This is a genomic window from Yoonia sp. SWMV100, assembly GCF_056108365.1.
This window is the reverse complement of record NZ_JBWBAQ010000005.1, coordinates 142,844-164,741: the sequence shown is the minus strand read 5'-3', so window position 1 is coordinate 164,741 and position 21,898 is coordinate 142,844. Positions and strand designations below refer to the sequence as shown.

Annotated in this window: 25 protein-coding genes and 1 riboswitch; of the genes, 21 read left to right on the top strand and 4 right to left on the bottom strand. The window is 59.4% G+C overall.

Annotated features, from left to right (window positions below; translation table 11 throughout):
* Positions 1 to 22 precede the first annotated feature (22 nt).
* The 7 genes from ACXJGX_RS12890 (at position 23) to ACXJGX_RS12860 (ending at position 5,664) form a co-directional block, all read left to right on the top strand.
* Positions 23 to 397 carry a DUF1636 family protein gene (locus ACXJGX_RS12890; protein ID WP_474782300.1) on the top strand — a complete coding sequence of 125 codons (375 nt, stop codon included), beginning with the start codon at positions 23 to 25 and terminating at the stop codon, positions 395 to 397.
* Entirely contained in the window at positions 394 to 1,329 is a 936-nt protein-coding gene (locus ACXJGX_RS12885; protein WP_474782298.1) for an aminotransferase class I/II-fold pyridoxal phosphate-dependent enzyme, read from the top strand. Before ACXJGX_RS12890 ends, ACXJGX_RS12885 begins: the two co-directional genes overlap by 4 nt.
* Positions 1,330 to 1,343: 14 nt before the next feature.
* Positions 1,344 to 2,231, top strand: coding sequence for an adenosylcobinamide-phosphate synthase CbiB (cbiB, locus tag ACXJGX_RS12880; protein ID WP_474782296.1), 888 nt, complete (start codon positions 1,344 to 1,346; stop codon positions 2,229 to 2,231).
* Positions 2,232 to 2,323: 92 nt separating this feature from the next.
* Entirely contained in the window at positions 2,324 to 2,689 is a 366-nt protein-coding gene (locus tag ACXJGX_RS12875; protein WP_474782294.1) for a hypothetical protein, read from the top strand.
* Entirely contained in the window at positions 2,682 to 3,269 is a 588-nt protein-coding gene (locus tag ACXJGX_RS12870; RefSeq protein ID WP_474782292.1) for a DedA family protein, read from the top strand. Before ACXJGX_RS12875 ends, ACXJGX_RS12870 begins: the two co-directional genes overlap by 8 nt.
* Positions 3,270 to 3,327: 58 nt before the next feature.
* Positions 3,328 to 4,491 (top strand): lytic murein transglycosylase, encoded by a 1,164-nt coding sequence (locus ACXJGX_RS12865; protein WP_474782290.1) that lies wholly within the window; start codon positions 3,328 to 3,330, stop codon positions 4,489 to 4,491.
* Between the two features lie 9 nt (positions 4,492 to 4,500).
* On the top strand, positions 4,501 to 5,664 hold the full coding sequence (locus ACXJGX_RS12860; RefSeq protein WP_474782288.1) for a dipeptidase: 1,164 nt from the start codon (positions 4,501 to 4,503) through the stop codon (positions 5,662 to 5,664).
* 91 nt (positions 5,665 to 5,755) lie between these two features.
* Here the strand turns inward: ACXJGX_RS12860 and smc are convergent, their stop codons facing one another.
* On the bottom strand, positions 5,756 to 9,211 hold the full coding sequence (gene smc, locus ACXJGX_RS12855; RefSeq protein ID WP_474782286.1) for a chromosome segregation protein SMC: 3,456 nt from the start codon (positions 9,209 to 9,211) through the stop codon (positions 5,756 to 5,758).
* 257 nt (positions 9,212 to 9,468) lie between these two features.
* Positions 9,469 to 9,685, top strand: a riboswitch (cobalamin riboswitch).
* 33 nt (positions 9,686 to 9,718) lie between these two features.
* Between smc and ACXJGX_RS12850 the strand changes: the two genes are divergently transcribed.
* From ACXJGX_RS12850 to ACXJGX_RS12840, 3 genes are read left to right on the top strand one after another with little or no spacing between them, the layout of a single operon-like run.
* Entirely contained in the window at positions 9,719 to 9,883 is a 165-nt protein-coding gene (locus ACXJGX_RS12850; RefSeq protein ID WP_474782284.1) for a CbtB domain-containing protein, read from the top strand.
* Between the two features lie 3 nt (positions 9,884 to 9,886).
* Positions 9,887 to 10,573, top strand: coding sequence for a CbtA family protein (locus ACXJGX_RS12845; RefSeq protein ID WP_474782282.1), 687 nt, complete (start codon positions 9,887 to 9,889; stop codon positions 10,571 to 10,573).
* A gap of 1 nt (position 10,574) precedes the next feature.
* Complete coding sequence (locus ACXJGX_RS12840; protein ID WP_474782280.1) at positions 10,575 to 11,024, top strand: hypothetical protein; 450 nt, start codon at positions 10,575 to 10,577, stop codon at positions 11,022 to 11,024.
* Positions 11,025 to 11,028: 4 nt separating this feature from the next.
* On the opposite strand, the gene ACXJGX_RS12835 is transcribed toward ACXJGX_RS12840, so the two are convergent.
* Complete coding sequence (locus ACXJGX_RS12835) at positions 11,029 to 11,340, bottom strand: DUF1636 family protein (protein ID WP_474782278.1); 312 nt, start codon at positions 11,338 to 11,340, stop codon at positions 11,029 to 11,031.
* Between the two features lie 41 nt (positions 11,341 to 11,381).
* On the opposite strand from ACXJGX_RS12835, the gene cobW reads away from it, so the two are divergent.
* Both cobW and ACXJGX_RS12825 read left to right on the top strand, forming a co-directional pair.
* Positions 11,382 to 12,446 carry a cobalamin biosynthesis protein CobW gene (cobW, locus tag ACXJGX_RS12830; protein WP_474782276.1) on the top strand — a complete coding sequence of 355 codons (1,065 nt, stop codon included), beginning with the start codon at positions 11,382 to 11,384 and terminating at the stop codon, positions 12,444 to 12,446.
* On the top strand, positions 12,443 to 12,892 hold the full coding sequence (locus ACXJGX_RS12825) for a GNAT family N-acetyltransferase (protein ID WP_474782274.1): 450 nt from the start codon (positions 12,443 to 12,445) through the stop codon (positions 12,890 to 12,892). The genes cobW and ACXJGX_RS12825 overlap by 4 nt, the downstream gene beginning before the upstream one ends.
* 2 nt (positions 12,893 to 12,894) lie before the next feature.
* Here ACXJGX_RS12825 and ACXJGX_RS12820 read toward each other — a convergent pair whose 3' ends face one another.
* Positions 12,895 to 13,059, bottom strand: a complete 165-nt coding sequence (locus tag ACXJGX_RS12820; protein ID WP_474782272.1) for a hypothetical protein — start codon at positions 13,057 to 13,059, stop codon at positions 12,895 to 12,897.
* Between the two features lie 47 nt (positions 13,060 to 13,106).
* Between ACXJGX_RS12820 and cobN the strand changes: the two genes are divergently transcribed.
* From cobN to ACXJGX_RS12805, 3 genes are all read left to right on the top strand, one after another.
* Positions 13,107 to 16,808 carry a cobaltochelatase subunit CobN gene (gene cobN, locus ACXJGX_RS12815; protein WP_474782270.1) on the top strand — a complete coding sequence of 1,234 codons (3,702 nt, stop codon included), beginning with the start codon at positions 13,107 to 13,109 and terminating at the stop codon, positions 16,806 to 16,808.
* 179 nt (positions 16,809 to 16,987) lie between these two features.
* Positions 16,988 to 17,473 carry a GNAT family N-acetyltransferase gene (locus tag ACXJGX_RS12810; protein ID WP_474782268.1) on the top strand — a complete coding sequence of 162 codons (486 nt, stop codon included), beginning with the start codon at positions 16,988 to 16,990 and terminating at the stop codon, positions 17,471 to 17,473.
* A gap of 142 nt (positions 17,474 to 17,615) precedes the next feature.
* Positions 17,616 to 18,152: a hypothetical protein gene (locus tag ACXJGX_RS12805; RefSeq protein ID WP_474782266.1), complete on the top strand. Its 537-nt coding sequence runs from the start codon at positions 17,616 to 17,618 to the stop codon at positions 18,150 to 18,152.
* On the opposite strand, the gene ACXJGX_RS12800 is transcribed toward ACXJGX_RS12805, so the two are convergent.
* Positions 18,133 to 18,453, bottom strand: a complete 321-nt coding sequence (locus ACXJGX_RS12800; RefSeq protein ID WP_474782264.1) for a hypothetical protein — start codon at positions 18,451 to 18,453, stop codon at positions 18,133 to 18,135. The genes ACXJGX_RS12805 and ACXJGX_RS12800 overlap by 20 nt on opposite strands.
* A 112-nt stretch (positions 18,454 to 18,565) precedes the next feature.
* Between ACXJGX_RS12800 and cobO the strand changes: the two genes are divergently transcribed.
* The 6 genes from cobO to ACXJGX_RS12770 all read left to right on the top strand — a co-directional run bounded on the left by cobO (position 18,566) and on the right by ACXJGX_RS12770 (position 21,884).
* Positions 18,566 to 19,183: a cob(I)yrinic acid a,c-diamide adenosyltransferase gene (gene cobO, locus ACXJGX_RS12795; RefSeq protein ID WP_474782262.1), complete on the top strand. Its 618-nt coding sequence runs from the start codon at positions 18,566 to 18,568 to the stop codon at positions 19,181 to 19,183.
* 86 nt (positions 19,184 to 19,269) lie between these two features.
* Entirely contained in the window at positions 19,270 to 19,938 is a 669-nt protein-coding gene (locus tag ACXJGX_RS12790; RefSeq protein WP_474782260.1) for a YrbL family protein, read from the top strand.
* A gap of 51 nt (positions 19,939 to 19,989) precedes the next feature.
* Positions 19,990 to 20,235 carry a Lin0512 family protein gene (locus tag ACXJGX_RS12785; protein ID WP_474782258.1) on the top strand — a complete coding sequence of 82 codons (246 nt, stop codon included), beginning with the start codon at positions 19,990 to 19,992 and terminating at the stop codon, positions 20,233 to 20,235.
* Complete coding sequence (gene bluB, locus ACXJGX_RS12780) at positions 20,236 to 20,859, top strand: 5,6-dimethylbenzimidazole synthase (protein WP_474782256.1); 624 nt, start codon at positions 20,236 to 20,238, stop codon at positions 20,857 to 20,859.
* A gap of 38 nt (positions 20,860 to 20,897) precedes the next feature.
* Complete coding sequence (locus ACXJGX_RS12775) at positions 20,898 to 21,434, top strand: NADPH-dependent FMN reductase (protein WP_474782254.1); 537 nt, start codon at positions 20,898 to 20,900, stop codon at positions 21,432 to 21,434.
* Between the two features lie 54 nt (positions 21,435 to 21,488).
* Complete coding sequence (locus ACXJGX_RS12770) at positions 21,489 to 21,884, top strand: hypothetical protein (RefSeq protein ID WP_474782252.1); 396 nt, start codon at positions 21,489 to 21,491, stop codon at positions 21,882 to 21,884.
* Positions 21,885 to 21,898: the final 14 nt, after the last annotated feature.

Here is a 21,898-nt window from a genome sequence, read left to right as displayed (position 1 = left end):
GTCGGAAACACGGGGCAAAAACATGACAACTTGGATTACCATCTGCGACACCTGTAAACGCGACGGCTGGGAGGCCGGCGATATGGCGCAAACTGATGGTGAGTCGCTTGCCACATTGATCGAGGCCGCGGCCACAGGATTGTCGCATGTCAAAACGCGTCGGGTGTCGTGCCTGATGGGGTGCAAACAGGGGTGCAACATTGCAATTCAGGGCAAAGGTAAATTGAACTATACGCTGGGTGCGTTCGAGCCGTCGATGGATGCGGCGGCTGGGATCGTCACATATGCGCTGGCCCATAGCGAAAGCCCGTCTGGCCAAGTGCCCTATCGTGACTGGCCAGCGGCCATCAAAGGGCATTTTGTGACGCGTCATCCCCCATTACCGGAAACAGAATGACACAGAAACGCGATCATGGCGGCGGCATTGATGCCGCAATCGGAACATATGGCGGCACGCGCGCTGACTGGCTTGATCTGTCCACCGGTATCAACCCGCTACCTTATCCAATGCCACGCCTTGCAGATGACGCATGGGCGGCGCTGCCTGATCACGCTGCATTTTCGCGCCTTTATGATCTGGCACGCAGTTTCTGGAACGTCCCGCAAGGTGCCGCCATCATTGGCGCAGCGGGCGCATCTGCAATTATCGCGGCGCTGCCACACACGCAGTACCGGGGCACTGTGCATATCCCCGGCCCCACTTACAACGAACATGGCGCAGCATTTCAGGCCGCAGGCTGGACCCGCGACGACAGCACGCCGGATGCGATGGTCGCTGTGCATCCCAATAACCCGGACGGGTTGCTGTGGGATGCGTCCGACCTGACTGCGCCGTTGACAATCATCGACGAAAGCTTTGGCGATGTCGCGCCGGATCAATCGCTGATCCATCTTGCGAGCCGCCCCGGCACTGTGATTCTCAAAAGCTTTGGGAAATTCTGGGGCCTCGCCGGGCTGCGGCTTGGTTTTGCCATCGGGGATCCCGCGATCATAAACAAACTCGCCGATTTGCTGGGACCATGGCAAATCTCTGGCCCCGCTTTGGCGATCGGGGCAGAGGCACTTTCAGACCCGCTGTGGGCAGATCAGACACGCGCGAGGCTGCAAAAAGATGCAGCAAGACTTGATGCATTGCTGACCGCGCAAGGCGCCGAGGTGATCGGAGGCACTACTCTCTTTCGACTATATAAAGTCAAAGACGCGGCCGCTGCCCAAGCCCATCTGGCGCAAAGCCACGTTTGGTCCCGCACCTTTCCGTATGCGCCCGACTGGCTCCGCCTTGGCCTGCCCGCCCCTGCCCGCTGGGCACAGTTAGAAGCCGCATTTTGACGCTTGTGTTGGGCATGCTTTTAGACGCGGTGTTCGGCGAACCGCGCTGGCTCTGGTCGCGTCTGCCGCACCCGGCGGTGCTGATGGGGCGGTTGATCGGGTGGTGTGACGCAACATTCAACACCGGCGATCATCTGGGGCGCAATGGCATTGCCGTCCTGCTCGTTCTTGTGATCTGGGCGGGGGTGCTGGGCCTTGCTTTGCAGTCGCTTCCCACAACGATCGTTGACACAGTGGTTCTTGCCGTCCTTTTGGCGCAAAAATCCTTGGTGCAACATGTTCAGGCCGTGGGTGACGGGCTGCGGCTGTCGCTGGGCGATGGCAAACGCGCGGTGCGGATGATCGTCAGCCGCGACACCAAAGACATGGACGCCAGCGCCGTCGCAAGGTCAGCAATCGAAAGCGCGGCCGAGAACCTGTCGGACGGCGTCATAGCACCGATCTTTTGGTTTGCGATCGGGGGGCTTCCGGGTCTGCTGATCTATAAAATCACCAATACGGCGGATAGCATGATCGGCTACCTCACGCCAAAGCACGCACAATTCGGGTGGGCGGCCGCACGGTTTGACGATCTGCTCAACCTGATCCCGGCCCGGCTGACGGCGTTGCTGATTTGGGCGGTCAGCAGTTGCCCCAACCCGCAGCCGATCTTGCGCGATGCCCCCCTGCACAGATCCCCGAACGCCGGCTGGCCCGAGGCGGCAATGGCTTATGGCTGCGATATCGCCCTGAGCGGGCCGCGCAGCTATGACGGGGTCATGCGCGACTTTCCTTATGTCAACGCGCAGGGCATGCACGACCTGACACCCGACCACATCGATCAGGCCATCACAACATTGTGGAAAACATGGGCCGCTGCGCTGGGCCTTGCGACGATCCTACTGATCCTGCGCGCGCTTTAAACGCGGTTTCAAATTGCTCATGGATCCGCTTGTTGGTGGCTTTCAACCCGCGCCCCCCTTAAGGTTCCCGCAGGCACCAAGGAGGTCGCGCTATGCCCAAACACCGCCACGCGTTATCCGCAAGTCAGATCCGCACCCTGCGCCGCATCTTGATAGCGGTCGTGGCAATCGCGCTGCTCGGTGCGGCGATTTTCGGAATGCGGCTGGCCCACGCGTCGCGCAATTGGCAGGATCACCCGCCCGAGCCAATCGCCGGATGGATGTCGCCCCGCTATGTCAGCATGTCGCAGCATGTTCCGCCAGAAATTATCGGCCAACTTCTTCATCTTGACCCCAACGCACCCCACCGCAAAGTCAGTATTGCCGATCTGGCTGCAGAACAAAACATTACCACTCAGGCGCTCATCACCGACCTTGAAACCGCAATCGCCGACTTTAAGGACCACCAAAGTGACTGAGATTTTCTTTGGGCTTGTGGCCACGTGGGGGCTGTTGGTCATTGGCGCATCTGCCTATTTTTCCTGCCTCGCCATCCCGATCCCGACGTTTGCTGTCATGCTTGCAGGCGGGGCCTTTGCGGCGGCGGGCGATCTGGTGCTTTGGCAGGTGCTCAGCGTGGCCTACCTTGCGGCAATCGCGGGTGATCAAACGGGGTTTCAGCTGGGGCGTTTGGGCGGAAGGTGGCTGGATCGCGCACTGGCAAGCCGGCCCAACCGCGCCGCGCTATTCGCACGCGCGCAACATGTTGTGGACCGCTGGGGAAGCATCGGTGTTTTCTTTAGCACATGGGCCGCCGCCCCGCTGGGGCCATGGGTCAATTTTGCAGCAGGCGCTGCCCGGCTGAACGTCTGGCGGTTCTTGCTCTGGGACGCGCTCGGCGAAGCAATCTGGGTGATAGGCTACGTGATGCTTGGTTACATTTTCGCCACCCGTCTTGACGCGCTCACACTCTGGGTCAGCGACTGGGGCTGGCTGTTGACGACAACCTGTCTGGCCATCGCAGCCGGGTATTTTTTGATCCGACACCCAAAACACTAACAAGCCTTGCGCCACGCGCCACCGCTGTTAACCTGCGCGCAACCCATAGGAGATCACGATGCGCGCAGCCCTTGCCCTGATGTTTTTTGCCAGCACCGCCACCGCCCAAACCTGTGGTGGCCCCGTCAACAGCTTTATCGACGGCGTCAAAGCCGAAGCGCGGGCAAATGGCATTTCTGCCACCAACGCCGATCGTTTCTTTCAAGGCGCACAAATTGAACAATCGGTGTTGAACGCCGACAGATCCCAAGGTGTCTTTCAGAAAGATTTCCTTGAATTTTCGCGCGCTTTAATCAGCCAAAACCGCGTCAGCAACGGCGCCACCTACAGTCAACGCTACGACAGCACCTTCCGCACGATCGAATCCCGCTTTGGCATTCCGCGCGGCGTGCTGCTTGCGTTTTGGGCCTTCGAGACCGATTTCGGACAGGTCCAAGGCAACTTTAATACCCGGAACGCGCTGTTGACGCTGGCGCATGATTGCCGCCGCCCCGACCTTTTCCGCCCGCAACTGCTGGCCGCGATGGAATTGTTTCAACGCGGCGATATGGACCCGGTGAATACGACCGGCGCATGGGCCGGTGAAATCGGGCAAGTTCAGATGCTGCCGCGCGACATCATCGAACGCGGGATGGACGGTGACGGCGACGGTCACGTGACACTGAAAACCTCAGCGCCTGATGCACTGATGTCCGGGGCAAATGTGCTCTCCTCACTTGGCTGGCGCCCGAATGAACCATGGCTGCAAGAGGTCATTTTGCCCGCCAATCTGGACTGGGCGCAAACAGGTTTGAACCACAAGGCAAGCGTGCGCGACTGGGCAAATGCAGGTGTCACCCCGCGCTCTGGCGCGCTTGGCCCAGCAAACCTGAAGGCATCGGTCCTGTTACCGATGGGACGTAACGGGCCAGCCTTCCTCGCCTACCCCAACTTCGACGTCTATTTCGAATGGAACAAAAGCTTTGTTTACGTGACAACCGCCGCCTATTTCGCCACCCGGCTCGACGGGGCGCCTGCTTATAACGCCGGCAACCCCAGTCCGTCACTGTCAGGTCAGCAAATGCAGCAACTGCAACAGAAACTCACTGCGCGCGGTTATGACGTTGGCGGCATCGACGGCATTTTGGGGGCAAAAACCCGCGAGGCCGTACAGGCAGAACAGCAGCGTTTGGGTCTGCCAGCCGATGCATGGCCGACCGTCGATCTGCTGAACCAGATTTAGGAACGCGTTATGCGGCGCTTTGTTAAAATCCTTCTCGGCGTTGCGGTCCTGGCCGTCGTCGCAATTTTGACCGTCGGCCCCGGCTATGTCGAAAAAGGACGCAATGCCGTGGCCGACCATGCGCCCTACACCATCAGCCCGCAAGCACAGGCGCTGCACAACCGGCTGATTATCGGCGACTGGCATGCCGACAGCCTGCTTTGGAACCGCAATCTGCTGGATCGCGGGACACGCGGGCAGGTTGACGTACCACGCCTTCTGTCCGGTAATGTCACCGTTCAGGTTTTCACTGCTGTCACCAAAAGCCCGGCTGGGCAAAACTATGATGAAAACAGCGATGACGCTTTTGATAATATCACACCCCTTGTGATCGGGCAGTTATGGCCACCGCGGACATGGTCCAGCCTGCGCGAACGCGCCCTTTATCAGGCGGAACGCCTACACGCGTTTGCCGCTAAATCTGACGGACAGTTACGTGTTATCCTGTCTCGCGCCGATCTTGACCAACTTCTGACAGACAAGGCGAACGGGCAGCAGGTTGTCGGCGGCATCCTCGGCATCGAAGGCGCGCACCCCCTTGAAGGCGACCTCGCCAACCTCGACACAATCGAGGCCGCAGGGTATCGGCTGATCGCGCTGCAACACTTTTTTGACAATGAACTGGGCGGATCACTGCACGGCACTGGCAACCACGGGCTGACCGATTTCGGGCGCAGCGTCGTAACTGCAGTCGCGCAGCGGTCGCTGGTTCTCGACCTTGCGCACTCTTCAGAGCAGGTCGTGCGCGATGTAATCGCCATGACAGACATGCCCCTTGTCGTTAGCCACACCGGCATCCACGGCGTCTGCCCGGTCAAACGCAACTTTCCGGATGACCTGATGCAGGCCATTGCCGCCACGGGCGGCGTCATCGGTATCGGCTACTGGGCGGATGTGACCTGCGACGACAGCCCCGCCGGGATTGCCGCAACGATCAAAGGCGCGATTGCGCTGGTCGGGGAAGACCACGTTTCACTGGGATCAGATTTTGACGGATCGGTGGTCACAACGTTTGACACATCAGAACTGGCGGCGGTGACGCAAGCCCTGCTTGATACCGGACTATCGGACGACCAAATCGGTAAAATCATGGGCGGCAACATGGTGCGGGTGCTGCGCGCGCGTTTGCCTTAAGCCCTCGGTTCATTATCGCCCAAATATCCCGGCATCGCTGCCTTCGGGATGGCGGGCGGGGCGCATTGCGTAGCAACAGCGCCGCACGACATCACGCCACCATCGCCGCCGCTTTTTTCAAATCGACCGACACCAACTGCGACACCCCTTGCTCTCCCATCGTCACGCCAAATAGACGATCCATCCGGCTCATCGTCACAGCATGGTGGGTGATGATCAGAAAACGGGTGTCCGTACGGCGGCACATCTCGTCCAGCAGGTCACAAAACCGGGTGACGTTGGCATCATCCAGCGGCGCATCAACCTCGTCCAACACACAAATCGGGGCAGGGTTCGCAAGGAACACCGCGAAAATCAACGCCAGCGCGGTCAGGGTCTGCTCACCACCCGATAACAACGACAGCGTACTCAACTTCTTGCCGGGTGGCTGACACATGATCTCTAGCCCGGCCTCCAGCGGGTCATCTGATTCAACCAGCACCAGCTTGGCTTCGCCACCGCCAAATAGATGGGTAAACAGCAGACCAAAGTTTTCGTTCACCTGCTCAAAGGCCGTAAGCAATCGCTCGCGACCTTCCTTGTTCAGGCTGGCAATACCAGACCGCAATGCCGCAATCGCCGCCTCAAGATCGGTTTTTTCAGACACCAGATTATCATGCTCAACTTGCACCTCTTTGGCGTCCTCTTCCGCGCGCAAATTGACGGCACCCAAGGCGTCACGCTGCCGTTTCAGCGCATTAACATCCGCCTCAACGGTGTCCGAAGGCGGCATATCCTCGACCGACATCTCTAGCGTTTCCAACAGCTTTGCGGGCGTGACCTCCTGTGCCTCCATTATTCGCGCAGCGGCGTAGGCGACGGTTTCACGCGCCGCATCTGCGCGCGCTTCGGATCTTGCGCGGGCTTCACGGGCTTCGGATGCCAATCGTTCAGCTTCGCGTTCGTGATGACCGACCTCGCGCAGCGCCGCGTCCCCTTCCGCCAATTTATCCGACGCCGCATTGCGTCGCTCCTCGGCCTCGGCAATCGCATCGGCCAGCTCGGCCCGTTTTGCGGCAATCTCTTCTGGGGCCTCGCTCGCCTCGCGCAGCGCGTCCTCGGACTGTACCTTGCGCTCCGCAAGTTCGGCCGTGCGCTTGTTCGCCGTTTCCAACCGGTGCTTCCAGCCGCTCACTTCTTTGGTGATCTGCTGCGACCGTTTCAGGCGGGCCTCGCCTTCACGGCGGACCTCGTCACTTGCGGACCTGTGCGACATCATCGTAATCCGCGCCGCCTCTACGGTCATTTTCACGTCTTCAACAGCGGCCCGCGCATCCCCAAGATCACCCAGCTCGCGGGCTGCTGCCTCGGCTGCGGCCAACGCGTTACGGGCGTGCATTGCTTCTTCTTCATGACGGCGCAACGCAAGCCCCTGGCTTTCCAACTTGCCCTCCGACAGGTTGCGCTCTGCTTCGGCGCGGCTGGCCGCACGGTTCGCCTCGGCGACCATACGGTCAGCATCACGGCGGGTCGCCCGCGCCGCTTGGTCGGCATCGGTTTGCCGCTGCAACAAAAGGGTCAGCGTTTCATGCGCCTCGACAGCCGTTTCTGCGACGGCGTTCGCATCTTCGAGTTCGCTCTTTAACGCCGTCAGACGGTTCAACTGTTGCAAACGCAAGGCTGCTGCGGATGGCGTGTCCTCTCCCCCTGCGCGAAAACCGTCCCAACGCCACAGATCACCTTCGGCTGATACCAACCGTTGGCCCGGCTTCAGGTCGGTCTGCAACCGCGGTCCATCAACCACAGCAACCAACCCAACCTGGCTCATCCGGCGGGCCAACACATCCGGCACGGTCACAAACTGCGTCAAAGGGTCAGCACCCGCGGGCAGCGGCTGCGCGGCAGAATACGCAGGCAACATCGCCCAGCCAGATTTTCCCGCGTCATCCACTTGCGGCGCCCGCAGGTCATCCGCCAATGCAGCGCCCAATGCCTTTTCATACCCCGCCTGCACCCGCAGAAGGTCAAGCACCTGACCACCGGCTGCGGTATCGCGTTCCACCATTTTGGCAAGCGCACCAACTTCGGCACGCAAGGCATTCGCCTCTCCCTCGGCAGCGGACCGCAAGGCGCGCGCATCGCTTTCGCGGGATTGGGTATCGGCACGGGCGGCTTCGGCTTCGGCCAATGCCGTGTCTGCGGCCTCTGCCGCAGCAACCGCCGCCTGTTCTGCTGCGCCCGCCGCCGTAAAATCAGCCTCGGCCCGCGCAAGCGCACTTGCGGCCTCTTGCATCGCGGCCTTCGCGCGCAGGGCCTCGCCCTCGCTTTTTTCCATCGTCGTACGGTTGTCCGCAACAAGACGCTGCGCCGATTGGTGACGGGCCGCCAACCTTGCCACGTCCTCTGTCAACGCGGTCAAATCCGCCTCTCGGTGCTCCAGCACATGCGCCGCTTCACGCGCCGCCTCTTGGGCCTCTTCAAGGCGGGCATCGTGGCCCTCTCCGGCCTTGGCGATCTCGCGGGCCTCCCATTCAAGACGCGCGATGGTTTCATCGGCATCTTTGTTCAAACCGGCTTCGCGCTCCATGTCGCGCGACAATTGATCGATGCGACTGCGCAGCGTTCCGATCATCTCGATGGCGCGGTCCTCTTGGTCTTGCAACGTGTCGCGCTGCACCTGCAACCGTTGAACCACCGCCGATGCAATTGCTTCTTCCTCGCGTAGCGGCGGCAGGGCATCCTCGGCGACGACACGGGCCTTGGCTGCATCGCGCGCCGCACGTTCTGCTTGGGACGCCGCGGTGGTCAGTTCGCGCAACTGCGCACCCGCAGCCGCCAGCGCCTCATCTGCTTCCTTCCAGCGGCGAAACAGCAACATACCCTCGGCACGGCGCAGCTTTTCGCCAATTTCACGGTAACGGGCCGCCTGACGGGCTTGGCGGGCCAATTGACCCAGTTGCGCCGCCAATTGTTCGATCACGTCATCCACGCGGGTCAGATTGGTTTCCGCACCTTTTAGTTTCAGTTCGGCCTCGTGACGGCGCTGATACAGCCCCGAAATGCCCGCCGCTTCTTCCAGAATGCGGCGGCGCGATTTGGGTTTGGCATTGATCAGTTCAGAAATCATGCCCTGTCGCACCAGCGCCGGAGAATGCGCACCGGTCGAGGCATCGGCGAACAACATCTGCACGTCACGGGCACGCACGTCTTTCGCGCCGACCTTATAGGCCGATCCGGCATCACGGGTAATCCGGCGGATCACCTCAAGCTGGTCATTGTTGTTAAACGCCGCGGGTGCCAGCCGGTCACCATTGTCGATGATCAACGATACCTCGGCAAAGTTGCGGGCCGGGCGTGTGGACGCCCCCGCAAAAATCACATCTTCCATACCGCCGCCACGCATTGCCTTGGCGCGATTCTCGCCCATGACCCAGCGCAGCGCCTCGAGCAAATTGGATTTCCCACAGCCATTTGGCCCCACAACGCCGGTCAGACCATCCGCAATGATCAAATCGGTGGGGTCCACGAAGCTCTTAAAGCCATTCAGACGCAATTTGCTAAAGCGCAAGGCGGCAGGTCCTCATGATTCCTTTTGGACTCGAACCATGTCCTGCGATCCGGCAACCTGTCAACGGCGCCCCCCCTGCATCTGCCATGTTCCGCGCAGTTATCCCCAAGATATTGCGCTAACCCGTCTTCCAAGGCGCCCAGATACACGCGCCACAGACATCAAATTTTTCAGAATCTGATCAAACAGCACGATCCACACCGCTGCAAACACCTTAGTTGTCGTATTCGCGCTTGACGCAGCCCCGCGCAACAGCGCACAACGGCTGGGCACGGTTCCCCCGTTGACGCCAAGCGTCGGGGGATGAAATGGGAATGTGGACGGGCAGATCCGAATAGGAGGCCCCCACCACAGCCGCCCCCGCGACTGTAAGCGGAGAGTGCCTTGTTCACGACGCCACTGGGGAAACCTGGGAAGGCAAGCAAGGTGCATCGACCCGCAAGCCAGGAGACCAGCCTTGCAACCGGAAATCAAACCCGTCGGGTGTGACGGGACTAGGAGCAAGATATGACGACTTTGGTAAAATCACGCGTTTCCACAAACGTTCTTTCGATCATCGCGACTGCGTTCATTGGCATCGGGATCGTCACGTTGGCTGGTCACGTACAGGCAGCGACCCTGCATGACGCGGCACATGACGTGCGTCACACAACCGGCTTTCCCTGCCACTAAGCCATGTTTCAGAAAATTGTGACCAGCGCGTTGATCGCTGGCTTTGGTGCGGGGCTGATTGCCGCCCTGCTTCAATTTGCATTTGTGCAGCCTATTTTGCTGCACGCAGAACTTTTTGAATCCGGTGTTTTAACACACTTTGACGGCACAGTGACTGCGGCGCGGGCCCCGGCGTCCGCGGGCATGGACCTGACCCGTGATGGGCTTAGCGTGATTTTTTCGGCGCTCACCTACTGTGGGTACGCACTGATCTTGCTGTCATTTATTGCGCTCGCCGAAGAACGCGGGCATCCGATCAGCCCGCGCGTCGGGTTGCTCTGGGGCATCGCAGGTTTCATCGCCGCCCAATTGGCGCCAGCCTTCGGGCTCCCGCCGGAATTGCCGGGTATGAACGCAGGTGATTTGGGTGAACGCCAGCTTTGGTGGTATGCCACTGTTGCGGCCACCGCAGGCGGGCTTTGGCTGGTCGCGTTCGGGCGCAACTGGACCATGTGGGGCATCGCGATTGTCCTGCTGGCCGCGCCGCATATCATCGGCGCGCCGTCCCCTGATACTCTAACAGGCCCGGCCCCGCCTGAATTGGGTGCAGAATTTGCGTCCCGCGCCCTTGGTGTCGGTCTGGTCGCCTGGACCGTGCTGGGTCTGCTTCTGGGTGCCCTCTGGACACCCCAACAAGGCGAGGGCGTATAACATGCGCCCCCTTCTTCTTTTCGTCATCGGATTGGTCTTTGGGGTCGGTGGGGGCTTTTTAGCCGCAGGCGGCGTGACACCGGCACCACATGACCACGCAAACCACACAAACGGTGAACACAACCACAGCGCCTTGCAGGCTTGGGAGGGGGCGTCGCCTGATCTTCGCCTTGCCTTTACCCGTGCCCCTGATGATGCGGGTGTGAACCTGCAAATTCTCACCACGGGCTTTGTATGGGCGCCTGATCGTGTCGACACACCATCAATGCCCGGAACCGGACACGCGCATATCTATGTGAACGGCGAAAAAATCATGCGTGCCTATGGCCCTTGGACACATGTACCAATAGTCCCGCACGGTGCGGTGATTCAGGTTATCCTTAGCACAAATGACCATGAAACATGGGCGATCAACGACGCAGCCATCACAGCAGATGTCGTGATACCATGACCTATTATGCTGGCACCCGACCTTTCAGGCAGAACCTGACACGGCCCGCCGGGCGTGCATCATCAATCCAGCCATCGGGTGCCGCATCATACAAGGCCGCAAATGCAACCAGATCATCCACATCCGCGCGCGTCAGGCCTGCAAACAAATACGTCGCCTTGCCATCGGCCTGCACTGACAGACCCAAGGGCTGCGAACACACGGAAAAACACGCGTGCATTTTCACATCCCAGTCGGGTAGGACTGCACGCAAATCATTCGCCAAGGCCTTTCCCGGCCCTTCACATGTCGCGCAAATTGTCAGCCGCTTGTTCATCTTGAATGCTTAGCAAGCGCCAATAGAAACGGAAACACCCCATGCCCGCAAAAATCCCCGCCACTGTTGTCACCGGCTTTCTTGGTGCCGGAAAAACCACACTGATCCGTCACATGCTGCAAACCGCCCAAGGCAAGCGGATCGCCCTGATCATCAATGAATTTGGCGACCTTGGGGTCGATGGCGATATCCTCAAGGGTTGCGGCGATGAGGTCTGTTCGAAAGATGATATCGTCGAACTGTCGAACGGTTGCATCTGCTGTACCGTCGCCGACGATTTCATCCCCACGATGGAGGCCTTGCTGGCCCGAGACGTCAAACCCGATCACATCGTGATCGAAACCTCAGGATTGGCGCTGCCGCAGCCGTTGGTCCGGGCGTTCAACTGGCCCGGAATCTCGACAAAAGTCACCGTTGATGGGGTTGTCACCGTTGTTGACGGGCGCGCCGTCACCGACGGGCAATTCGCGCATAACGTGGCTGCTGTCGATGCCCAACGCGCGCTGGACGAAAATCTTGACCACGAAACGCCGCTGTCGGAACTGTTCGAAGACCAGATTGCCTGCGCCGATATGATCGTGGTCAACAAATCCGACCTTCTGACAGCCGCCGAAACCGACAGGCTGATCGCGCGCCTGAAATCCGAAAGCCGCGCAGGCGTGCAAGTCGTGCGCGCCGCGATGGGCGCCCTGCCCGTCGATATTTTGCTCGGCCAAGGGATCGGCGCTGAATCCGATCTGTCTGCGCGGCACGAAATCCACCACCATCACCACCACGATGATGAAGACGACCATGATCATGATCACGCGCATGACCATGGCCACGATGAATTCGAATCCTTCATCGTCAGCCGGGGCGAAGTGACCGATGCCAAAGCCTTTGCCGATCAAGTCGCGCAAACCATCCGGGCCAACAACATTCTGCGGCTCAAGGGGTTTGTCGCCGTGGCAGACAAACCGATGCGCATGACGCTGCAAGCCGTCGGTCCGCGTGTCGATACGTATTTTGATCAACCTTTCGGCGACGCACCACGCGAAACCCGTTTGGTCGTCATCGGCGAAACAGGCCTTGATCAGGCCGCAATTATCACCGCCCTGCAAGCATGATCATTATCGCGCGCACAGACCCACACGACCCACAGGCCAGCGCCTTGCTCCGGCAAAGTCATGCGCTCATGCAATCGCTGTTCCCACCAGAGGAAAACTATTTCCTGTCAATCGACGAACTGGTCGCCCCGCATATCCATTTCTTCACGGCACGCGTCGGTGACCCGATCGTCGGAACTGGCGCGCTTGCGATCAAAAATGGCTATGGGGAAGTAAAGTCGATGTTCGTCGACGAATCGGCGCGCGGTACCGGTGTTGCCGACGCGTTGATGCGGCAAATCGAAGATCAGGCGCGCGATGAAAATCTGGCACAGCTAAAGCTCGAAACCGGCAATCTGCTTTATGCCGCGCATAAACTTTATGCGCGACACGGGTTCAGCATCTGCGGACCATTCGGTGACTACCCCGAGGCTCAAAGCTCCATTTTCATGGAGAAAAACCTGTGAGCTTACTTGGCTTTCTTCGCCTCAGCCGCGGCCTTCATCCGGGCCAGCAGCTCTTCTTTGCTGGGGCGCTGGCCGAACGGCTTCTTTGCAGAACCGGGCGCGTTATGCTCGTTATGTTTCGGTGCGTTCTTGCCCATTTTTGGTGCTCCTGCAGCGTTATAGTCCATCGTCTCTACCTTTTGTTTGGGCTGCCATTAACACGGAGCAAAACCTAATGCACCTGCTTGCTGCAACCCCCGGCGCAATCTCTGACGGGACAGAACCCGTCGATCTTGGGCAAACCCCCGCCGATGTGGTGATCATTTCCGCCGCCGATACCGAACTGGCTGCCCTGTCCGAGGCGCGCAGCGAAATGGCCGACCCGCCAACCCTGCGGTTGGCCAACATGATGCACCTGCAACACCCGATGTCGGTAGACCTGCATCTGGACGACTGCGCCACAAAATCGCGGCTGGTGATCGCGCGTATCCTTGGTGGCGCGGGGTATTGGAAATACGGGTTGGTGCAATACGCGGCCCGCCTTCACGAGGCCGGCGTGCCCTTCGTCGCCCTCCCCGGCGACGATAAACCAGACCCCGAACTGCGCGCCCTCTCGACCGTCAGCGGTCAGGATTACGACGCGCTGTGGTCCTATTTTGTGGAAGGCGGGCCGCATAACTCCATCAATCTGCTAACCTATGCCAAGGCGATGCGCGACGGCAGTGAAAAACCTACCGCCGCAAGCCCGCTGTTGCGCTGCGGGGTCTATTGGCCGGGGGCTGGTATTGCTGATCTCGAAACAGCCCGCTCCCAATGGACCGCAGATGCACCCATTATTCCGATCGTCTTTTACCGCGCACTGGTGCAAGGCGGTGGTCTGAACCCGATAAACCGGCTGACCCGCAGCCTGTCGCGCGCGGGCCTGAACCCGCTGCCAATCTTTGTCGCATCGCTCAAAGATCCGGTCAGCAGGGCGACGCTTGACCAACTGTTCGCGGCAGCGCCCCCTGCGGTGATCCTTAATTGCACGGCCTTCGCCGTCGGCAGCCCGCACGACGGCGACGACAGCCCCACAAATCCGCTGCTGGCCAATGACGCGCCGATCTTTCAGGTCATTCTGTCGGGCGCGTCCGAGACGTCCTGGCGCGACGGCAAACACGGGCTCACGGCCCGCGACATCGCCATGAACGTGGCCCTGCCAGAGGTCGACGGCCGCATCCTTTCGCGTGCCATCTCGTTCAAAGGCGAAGCCTTCTTTGATGACGCCACCGAATGTCCCATCGCAACCTATCAGGCCGTAGGCGACCGGATCGACTGGGTGACGCAACTGACCAAAAACTGGGCCAACCTGCGTCAGACCCCACCCGCCGCCAAAAAAGTCGCACTGATCCTCGCCAACTACCCTAACAAAGACGGGCGGCTCGCAAATGGGGTCGGCCTTGATACCCCCGCAGCGACAGTTCACACACTCAACCTACTCAAATCCGAAGGCTACGCCGTCACGCCACCTGCCGACAGCGCAGCACTGATGTCGCAAATCATGTCCGGCCCCACGAACTGGCTCACCGACCGCGCCGACAAAGAGGGCGGTGAATTCCTTCCCCTCGGCATCTACAAACACCATTTCGACGCCCTGCCGTGGGAGGTCAAAGAGCAAATCAACAACCTCTGGGGCCCCCCCGAAAGCGACCCGTTCATCGCTTTGTCCGAAATACTCCCGCCGGAGGCGAACAAGGGCTTCGCCCTGTCAATCCACAGCTTCGGTAACGCGGTGGTCGGGCTGCAACCGGCACGCGGCTATAACATCGACCCGACAGAGACCTACCATTCGCCCGACCTCGTGCCGCCGCATAACTACCTCGCTTTCTATTTCTGGCTGCGGCACCATTGGGGCGCACATGCGATCGTACACATGGGCAAACATGGCAATCTCGAATGGCTGCCGGGCAAGGCCGTGGCCCTGTCCGAAACATGTTGGCCCGAAGCAGTTTTCGGCCCCACACCCCACATCTATCCGTTCATCGTTAACGACCCCGGCGAAGGCACCCAAGCCAAACGGCGGACCAGCGCCGTGATCATCGACCACCTGACCCCGCCGCTGACCCGCGCCGAAAGCTATGGCCCACTGCGCGACCTTGAAGCACTGGTAGACGAATACTACGAGGCCGCCGGCGTCGATCCACGCCGCATCGACCACCTGCGCCGCGAAATTCTGTCATTATCAGAGGTCACAGGCCTCTCTCTGGACGCAGGATTCACCGGTGACAGTGACGGCGATCTAGGAAAACTCGATGCCTATCTATGCGAGTTGAAAGAGGCGCAGATCCGTGACGGGCTGCATGTCTTTGGGCAATCCCCAACCGGCCAACAAGAACGCGACCTTGCTATCGCGCTCGCCCGCGTCCCGCGCGGGGACGGCAAAGGAAAAAACGCCTCGCTTTTGCGGGCCGTCGCCAAAGACCTCGCGATCAGCATCGATCCACTTGATTGCGACATGGGTGCACTTGCCCCGGAACAACCGGGTCACCTCAAAAACGACACGCCGTGGCGCACAAACGGCGATACGATTGAACGGCTTGAACACCTTTGCCAAACGCTCCTGCGGGATGGGGGGTGGGGCGTCGTGGGTGATAACCCACGCGCGTCACAACCCGTCCTTGACGAGATCACGCACACAATCCTGCCCACTATCCAAGCCTGCGGCGCAGCCGAAGGGGCGGGCCTCCTCACCGCCCTCAAGGGGCACTTCGTCAGCCCGGGCCCGTCCGGTGCGCCCACACGCGGGCGGATGGATGTGTTGCCAACAGGGCGCAATTTCTACTCTGTCGATAGCCGGGCCGTTCCCACCCCGACGGCGTGGAAGCTAGGCTGGAAATCCGCGAACCTGCTGATCGAAAAACACTTGCAAGACCAAGGCGACTGGCCGCGCACCATGCTGATCACAGCCTGGGGCACCGCCAATATGCGTACCGGTGGCGATGACATCGCGCAAGCGCTCGCGCTGATGGGCGTCAAGCCTACATGGGACAGCGCGAACCGCCGGGTAACTGGCTTTGAAGTCATGCCACAATCTATCCTCGGTCGCCCCCGCGTCGACGTCACCCTGCGCATCTCCGGCTTCTTTCGCGACGCCTTCCCGCAATTGATCGCGCTGGTCGATTCCGCAGCGCGCGCCGTACAGGCCTTGGACGAACCCGCCGACCTTAACCCGGCAGCCGCGCGCGCCAAATCAGGCGAAGACCAAGCCCGCGTGTTTGGCGCCAAACCCGGGGCTTATGGGGCGGGCTTGCAAGCGTTGATCGACGAACGCATTTGGAATGATAAATCGGACTTTGCCGAAGCCTATCTTGAATGGGGCAGTTACGCCTATGGCTCTGGCGCCGAAGGCACCCGCGCCCGCAGCGCATTCGAGGCGCGGCTGTCACAAACCGAAGCGATTGTGCAGAATCAGGACAATCGTGAACATGATATCTTGGACAGCGACGATTACTACCAGTTCGAAGGCGGCGCCGCAGCCGCAATCAGCACATTGCAAGGCCGTGACCGGCCGATCTACCACAACGACCATTCCCGCCCCGAACGCCCATTGATCCGGACGCTCGAGGATGAAATCGGCCGGGTTGTGCGGTCGCGCGTGGTGAACCCCAAATGGATCGACGGGGTGAAACGGCACGGTTACAAAGGTGCGTTTGAGATTGCAGCGACTGTCGATTACCTATTCGCATTCGCCGCGACGACTGGTGCGGTGCGCAATCACCACTTTGATCTGGTCGAAGAGGCTTTTATCAAAGACGATGCCACCCGTGACTTTATCGCGGATGCGAATGCTCCGGCACTGCGCGAAATCGCGGAACGCCTGCAAGAGGCGATTGACCGCAACCTGTGGCAACCCAAATCGAACTCGGCGCGCGCCCGCATTGCTGGACTGCTGGCGTAGGGTGGGTTTAAATCCACGTGACAGGTCGACACTTTGGGGGTGCATGTGGATCATCTGCATTATGCCGGGCAATCGGCAGACCAACAACGCGCAGCATTGATCACCATCGTGGCAGGCTGCGCGCCGCTGCTTTCGATCCTGCGCAAACGTGCAATTTGGCGTGAAGCGACGGAGCGACCATGATCCGGCTAACACCGCACCGCATTACCGCCATCGACCCCGATCTGCCCGCCGTGCACGCGTTGATCCGCCGCGCCTTTGCATACATGGATGGCGTGGTCGATCCGCCGTCATCCATGCATTTGCTGACCCTTCAAAGCCTGAAACACCAAACCAAAACCAGCGAGATTTGGGCCCTGGGGAAGCCACCGCGCGCCTGTGTTATCCTGACGCCCCAGTCAGATACGCTCTATCTTGGAAAACTTGCTTGCGACGCCCGCGCCCAAGGCCGCGGATATGCCCGGTGTCTAGTGGATTTCGCCTGCGAAAGGGCGCGCGCGCTGCATCTGCCCAGCGTCACCTTACAAACGCGCATCGAGCTGACAACAAACCACGCCATCTTCAGAACGCTCGGTTTTTCGGAAATAGCGCGCACCCGCCACGCAGGCTATGATCGCGATACCTCCATCACGTTTCGGCGCGATGTCACGGCAGCGCCCACATAGCGACAAAATTAGCACTTTTAGCGCACAGTGGCGTGCGGCAGGGACTTTTCCCGGATTTCAACTTTCCGTGATATCCGCTGCTGGTATACCCGGAGTGCGATCACACAGCCTGTGATGGATATTAACTGAATGAGTGAGATTTATGAAAAAATTCGTTTCTATGGTTTGCGTCGCCGCGTTGGCGGCTGGGTGTACGGTGATGGATATCACGCAGCCTCCTATTCCAGTCACCGCGAAAGATACGCGCGGGGCGGTTGGGCTTGATGTTTACGGGCGCGCACGTGCTGCTGGCAATCCGGTTCCCCGGTTCCGTGGTCAAGAAATCCTGACTGTACGCACCTCGGGCCCCCGCGAAGGCCAAGGGCACGGTGAAATTCCGGGATCAACCTGTAATTTGGATGCCGGGCTGTATACTGCGTCGTTCCAAACACCCGCAAACATCATCGTTCCGGATTACGGGCCGGATTCGCCCGCAATCTACATCGCCTGTGCCGCCCCCGATGGTCGCACCAAGTCCGCCACGATCAATGCAGTTAATCTGACCAACCAGCAACGCAGTGCCACGGCTGCCGGTACCGGGCTGTTGGGTGCGCTTGTGATCGGCGCCGTGAACGAAGCCCGTCGCAACAACGAAACAGATGATTTTGGCTACAACCCCATCACTCTGATGTTCCAGTAGGCCCACCACAGGTCAGACGGGCGGTCACAACTGACGCATCGCCCGTCATGCTGCCCGGCACGATATCACAGCCGCTGACCTGCATCATCGCCTGACCAGCACGCGGGGCTACCGCCGCAAGATTGGGCGCAAATTCACGGTTCAACCGGATCGCGTTGGCGCGATCATCCTTGATCCGCACGTCAAATGTGCTTTGTTCGACCGTGACCCGCGTCGCTGCGACACCTGTAAACCCCAACGGTGGCGTGTTGCATCCAGCCAACATCAACAGCGCCGCGGCACAACTAAAATATCGCATCATATTTCCCCCTCGTTTTCCGCTAGGGTGACGGGTCTTTGGTTAAATTTTTCTTAAGATGCATTGCAACATGCGGCCACAAACGTCACCTTGTCCGCAACGAGAAGGCATCAAAATGACAGACAGCACCGAAGACACCGACCGCCACGCGATGAAAATGGCCAAGAAAAAGGCCGCCCGCGATAAAATCATGGCCACCAAGACCGATAAAAAGGGTCTGATCATCGTGCATACCGGCAAAGGCAAAGGGAAATCCTCTGCCGCGTTTGGCATGATCTTTCGTTGCATTGCCCATGACATGAAATGTGCCGTCGTGCAGTTCATCAAAGGCGGCATGTCGACAGGTGAACGTGATCTGATCCTTGCCAAATTCACCGACACCTGTGCGTTCCACACGATGGGTGAAGGGTTCACCTGGGAAACCCAAGACAAATCGCGCGACATCGAAATGGCACAGGCCGCATGGGCCAAAGCCAAAGAGCTGATCCTTGATGAAACCAACACAATGGTGCTTTTGGACGAAATCAACATCGCGATCCGGTACGACTATGTCGATATCAACGAAGTCGTCGAATTCCTTGCCACCCAAAAACCCGACATGACACATGTGGTTCTGACGGGCCGCAACGCCCACGCAGACCTGATCGAGATTGCAGACCTCGTGACGGAAATGGAGCTGGTCAAACACCCGTTCCGGTCAGGGATCAAGGCGCAAATCGGCGTGGAATTTTAGGAAATAGCGCGGGACGCCTTACAATTTGACCAGTCACACGGCAAATTGATTTGAACTCATTCGTTTAGTTCTTATGTAACTGAATTATGACAACTGCGCTGCATATCCTTCCCATCCACCTCGTCGCGAGCGGCGTGCAGCGTGCTGTCTACTTGCACCCGAATGACAAAACCAAACTGATCAAGGTGATGAAGCGTGCGGCAGATATGCCGTTGCGGCGCAATTTTAATGGCGTCATCGACCGCTGGTTTCCCAGCACGCGCCTGCGGCAAATCCGCAAGGAATACAGCGAATACCTGCGCATTATGTTGCAGCACCCCGAACCTGATTTTCACGCCCCCATGTCGCATATGTATGGGTTTGTCTCGACGGACCTTGGGCTGGGGTGTTTGACGGAACGGGTGATGAACCCTGATGGGTCGCTTGGTCCAACGCTTGACGCGCTGGTGAAGGGCGACAAACTGAACGACACGCACATCGCGTTGCTGAATGACACGATGACGCGTCTCTATAAAAATAATATCCGGGCCAGCGACATGAATCCAAAAAACTTTGTGTTCGGCCATCGCGACAGCGGCAGCGGATTAGAGCCATTGGAATGCGTGTTGGTCGACGGATTTGGCGACATCCATGCCATTCCTGTCAGGTCGATGGCCAGCTGGTCGAACCGGCTGGGGCTGGATGACAGCTGCAAGCGGTTGGCAAATAACACCGGGCTAACGTGGGATCCAAAAACACGACAGTTCTCGCGCTAGACGTCGTCATGGACTAGGGTAGGGTACGAACCACCTTTAGGGCCTGATCCAATGGCGATCCAACGCGTTTTGACCGATTTTGGCATGGGCACCCGCCTGCGCCGCCAAGATGACACCCAAGCCGCTCTGCGCGCGAAGCAGCGTGCGCCTTTGCAGCATTCAATGCATACCGCCGAATTCTTTGGGTTTCAGAAAGAGGCCATGCTGATCCTTGAAACCGGCGAAACTGCCGTGGTCGCCACCGCAGGGGTCGCGGCATTTTGTCCAATCCAGCAAGGCAAAAGGACACGCTGCTGAATGCATCTGACCGCTGACCACAGAAACGCGCTTTATGATGTTATGCGCTGGCGCCGCGATGTGCGGCACTTTTTGCCCGATCCGATCGCCGATACCACCATGGCGCGCCTACGCAAGGCGATGGACCTTGCCCCTTCCGTTGGTAACGCGCGGCCCTGGCGCGTGCTACAGGTCAAAACACCCGCACTGCGCACTGCCATTATCGCCAATTTTGAAGCGGCCAATCAAGCCGCAGGCGCGATCTATGATGCTGATACGCGCACCCAATACGCCAACCTCAAACTCGCCGGGCTGTACGAAGCCCCGGTGCATTTGGCGGTCTTCACCGAAGGAAACCCCAGCGCGGGGCGCGGATTGGGGCGCCAAACAATGCCCGAAATGCTGTGCTATTCCACCGTGACCGCGATCTATACGCTGTGGCTTGCGGCACGGGCGGAAAACATCGGGCTTGGTTGGGTTTCCATCCTTGACCCGAACGCTGTCGCGCAGACGCTTGGCGTGCCGGATCACTGGCAGCTCACGGGGTATCTTTGCCTTGGCAAAGCGGCGTTTGATGACGATACGCCGCTGCTGCACCAGAAGAAGTGGCAAGAGAATGCGCCGACACACTGGCAAGAGGTGTAGTCTGGCCTAGCTTTGTGTCAAACATGAAAGGACACGCCATGACCACACTTCTTGGACTATCAGGTTCGCTGCGCAAGGCATCGACAAACACCAAGCTGATGCGCTGCGCTGCCGACATCTTTGCGCCCGACACATTTATCGAAGGCGACTTGCGGCTGCCGCTTTATGACGGTGATCTCGAAGCCGCGGAAGGTATCCCCGCCAGCGTGCAAAAGCTGGCCGACCAGATCGCAGCGGCGGATGCGGTGATCATCTCCACCACGGAATATAACAAAGCCCTGTCCGGCGTGCTGAAAAATGCGCTTGATTGGGTCAGCCGCACGAAAGGCGGGCCATGGAAAGACAAACCCGTCGCGATCATGTCCGCCGCCGATGGGCGAGCCGGCGGCGATCGGGCGCAGTTTTCATTGCGCCTTGCCATGGTCATGTTCCAACCCCGCATTTTGCAGGGACCAGAGGTGATGATTGCCGACAGCAGTAATCAGTTCGACGCCAACGACAAACTGACTGACGAACGCTCGGTCAAGATGCTGACCGCACTGATGGATAACTTGCGGGCATCGACCAGACCCTAGCATTACCCCCCGTGCTACCTTAAACACTGATCAACACGAGTAAGGACAAGCACGATGACACAACGCGGCGCGGGCGGAACAGACGGCGGAACGGGCAGTTTTCTGATCGGGGTGATCATGATGATCGGCGGTGGCTATCTGCTGCTGGATGGGATCGTGGTACGGCCCAATTTCGGGATCGGATCGCGGGTCTTTGGAATCGGCGGCGTTTCGATTACGTCCGGCATGGTGCTGATCCCGTTTATGTTCGGGGTTGGCATGATTTTTTATAATTCCCGCAACTGGCTAGGCTGGGGTATCGCAGGCGCGGCGATGGTCGCGCTGGTCTTCGGGGTCATCGCCAACATGACCCTGCAACTGGAACGCATGAGCGCCTTTGACCTGATCGTCATCCTCGTGCTGCTCGTCGGCGGCGTCGGATTGTTTTTGCGGTCGCTGCGGGCGGCGTAGCACCCGCGCGCCGA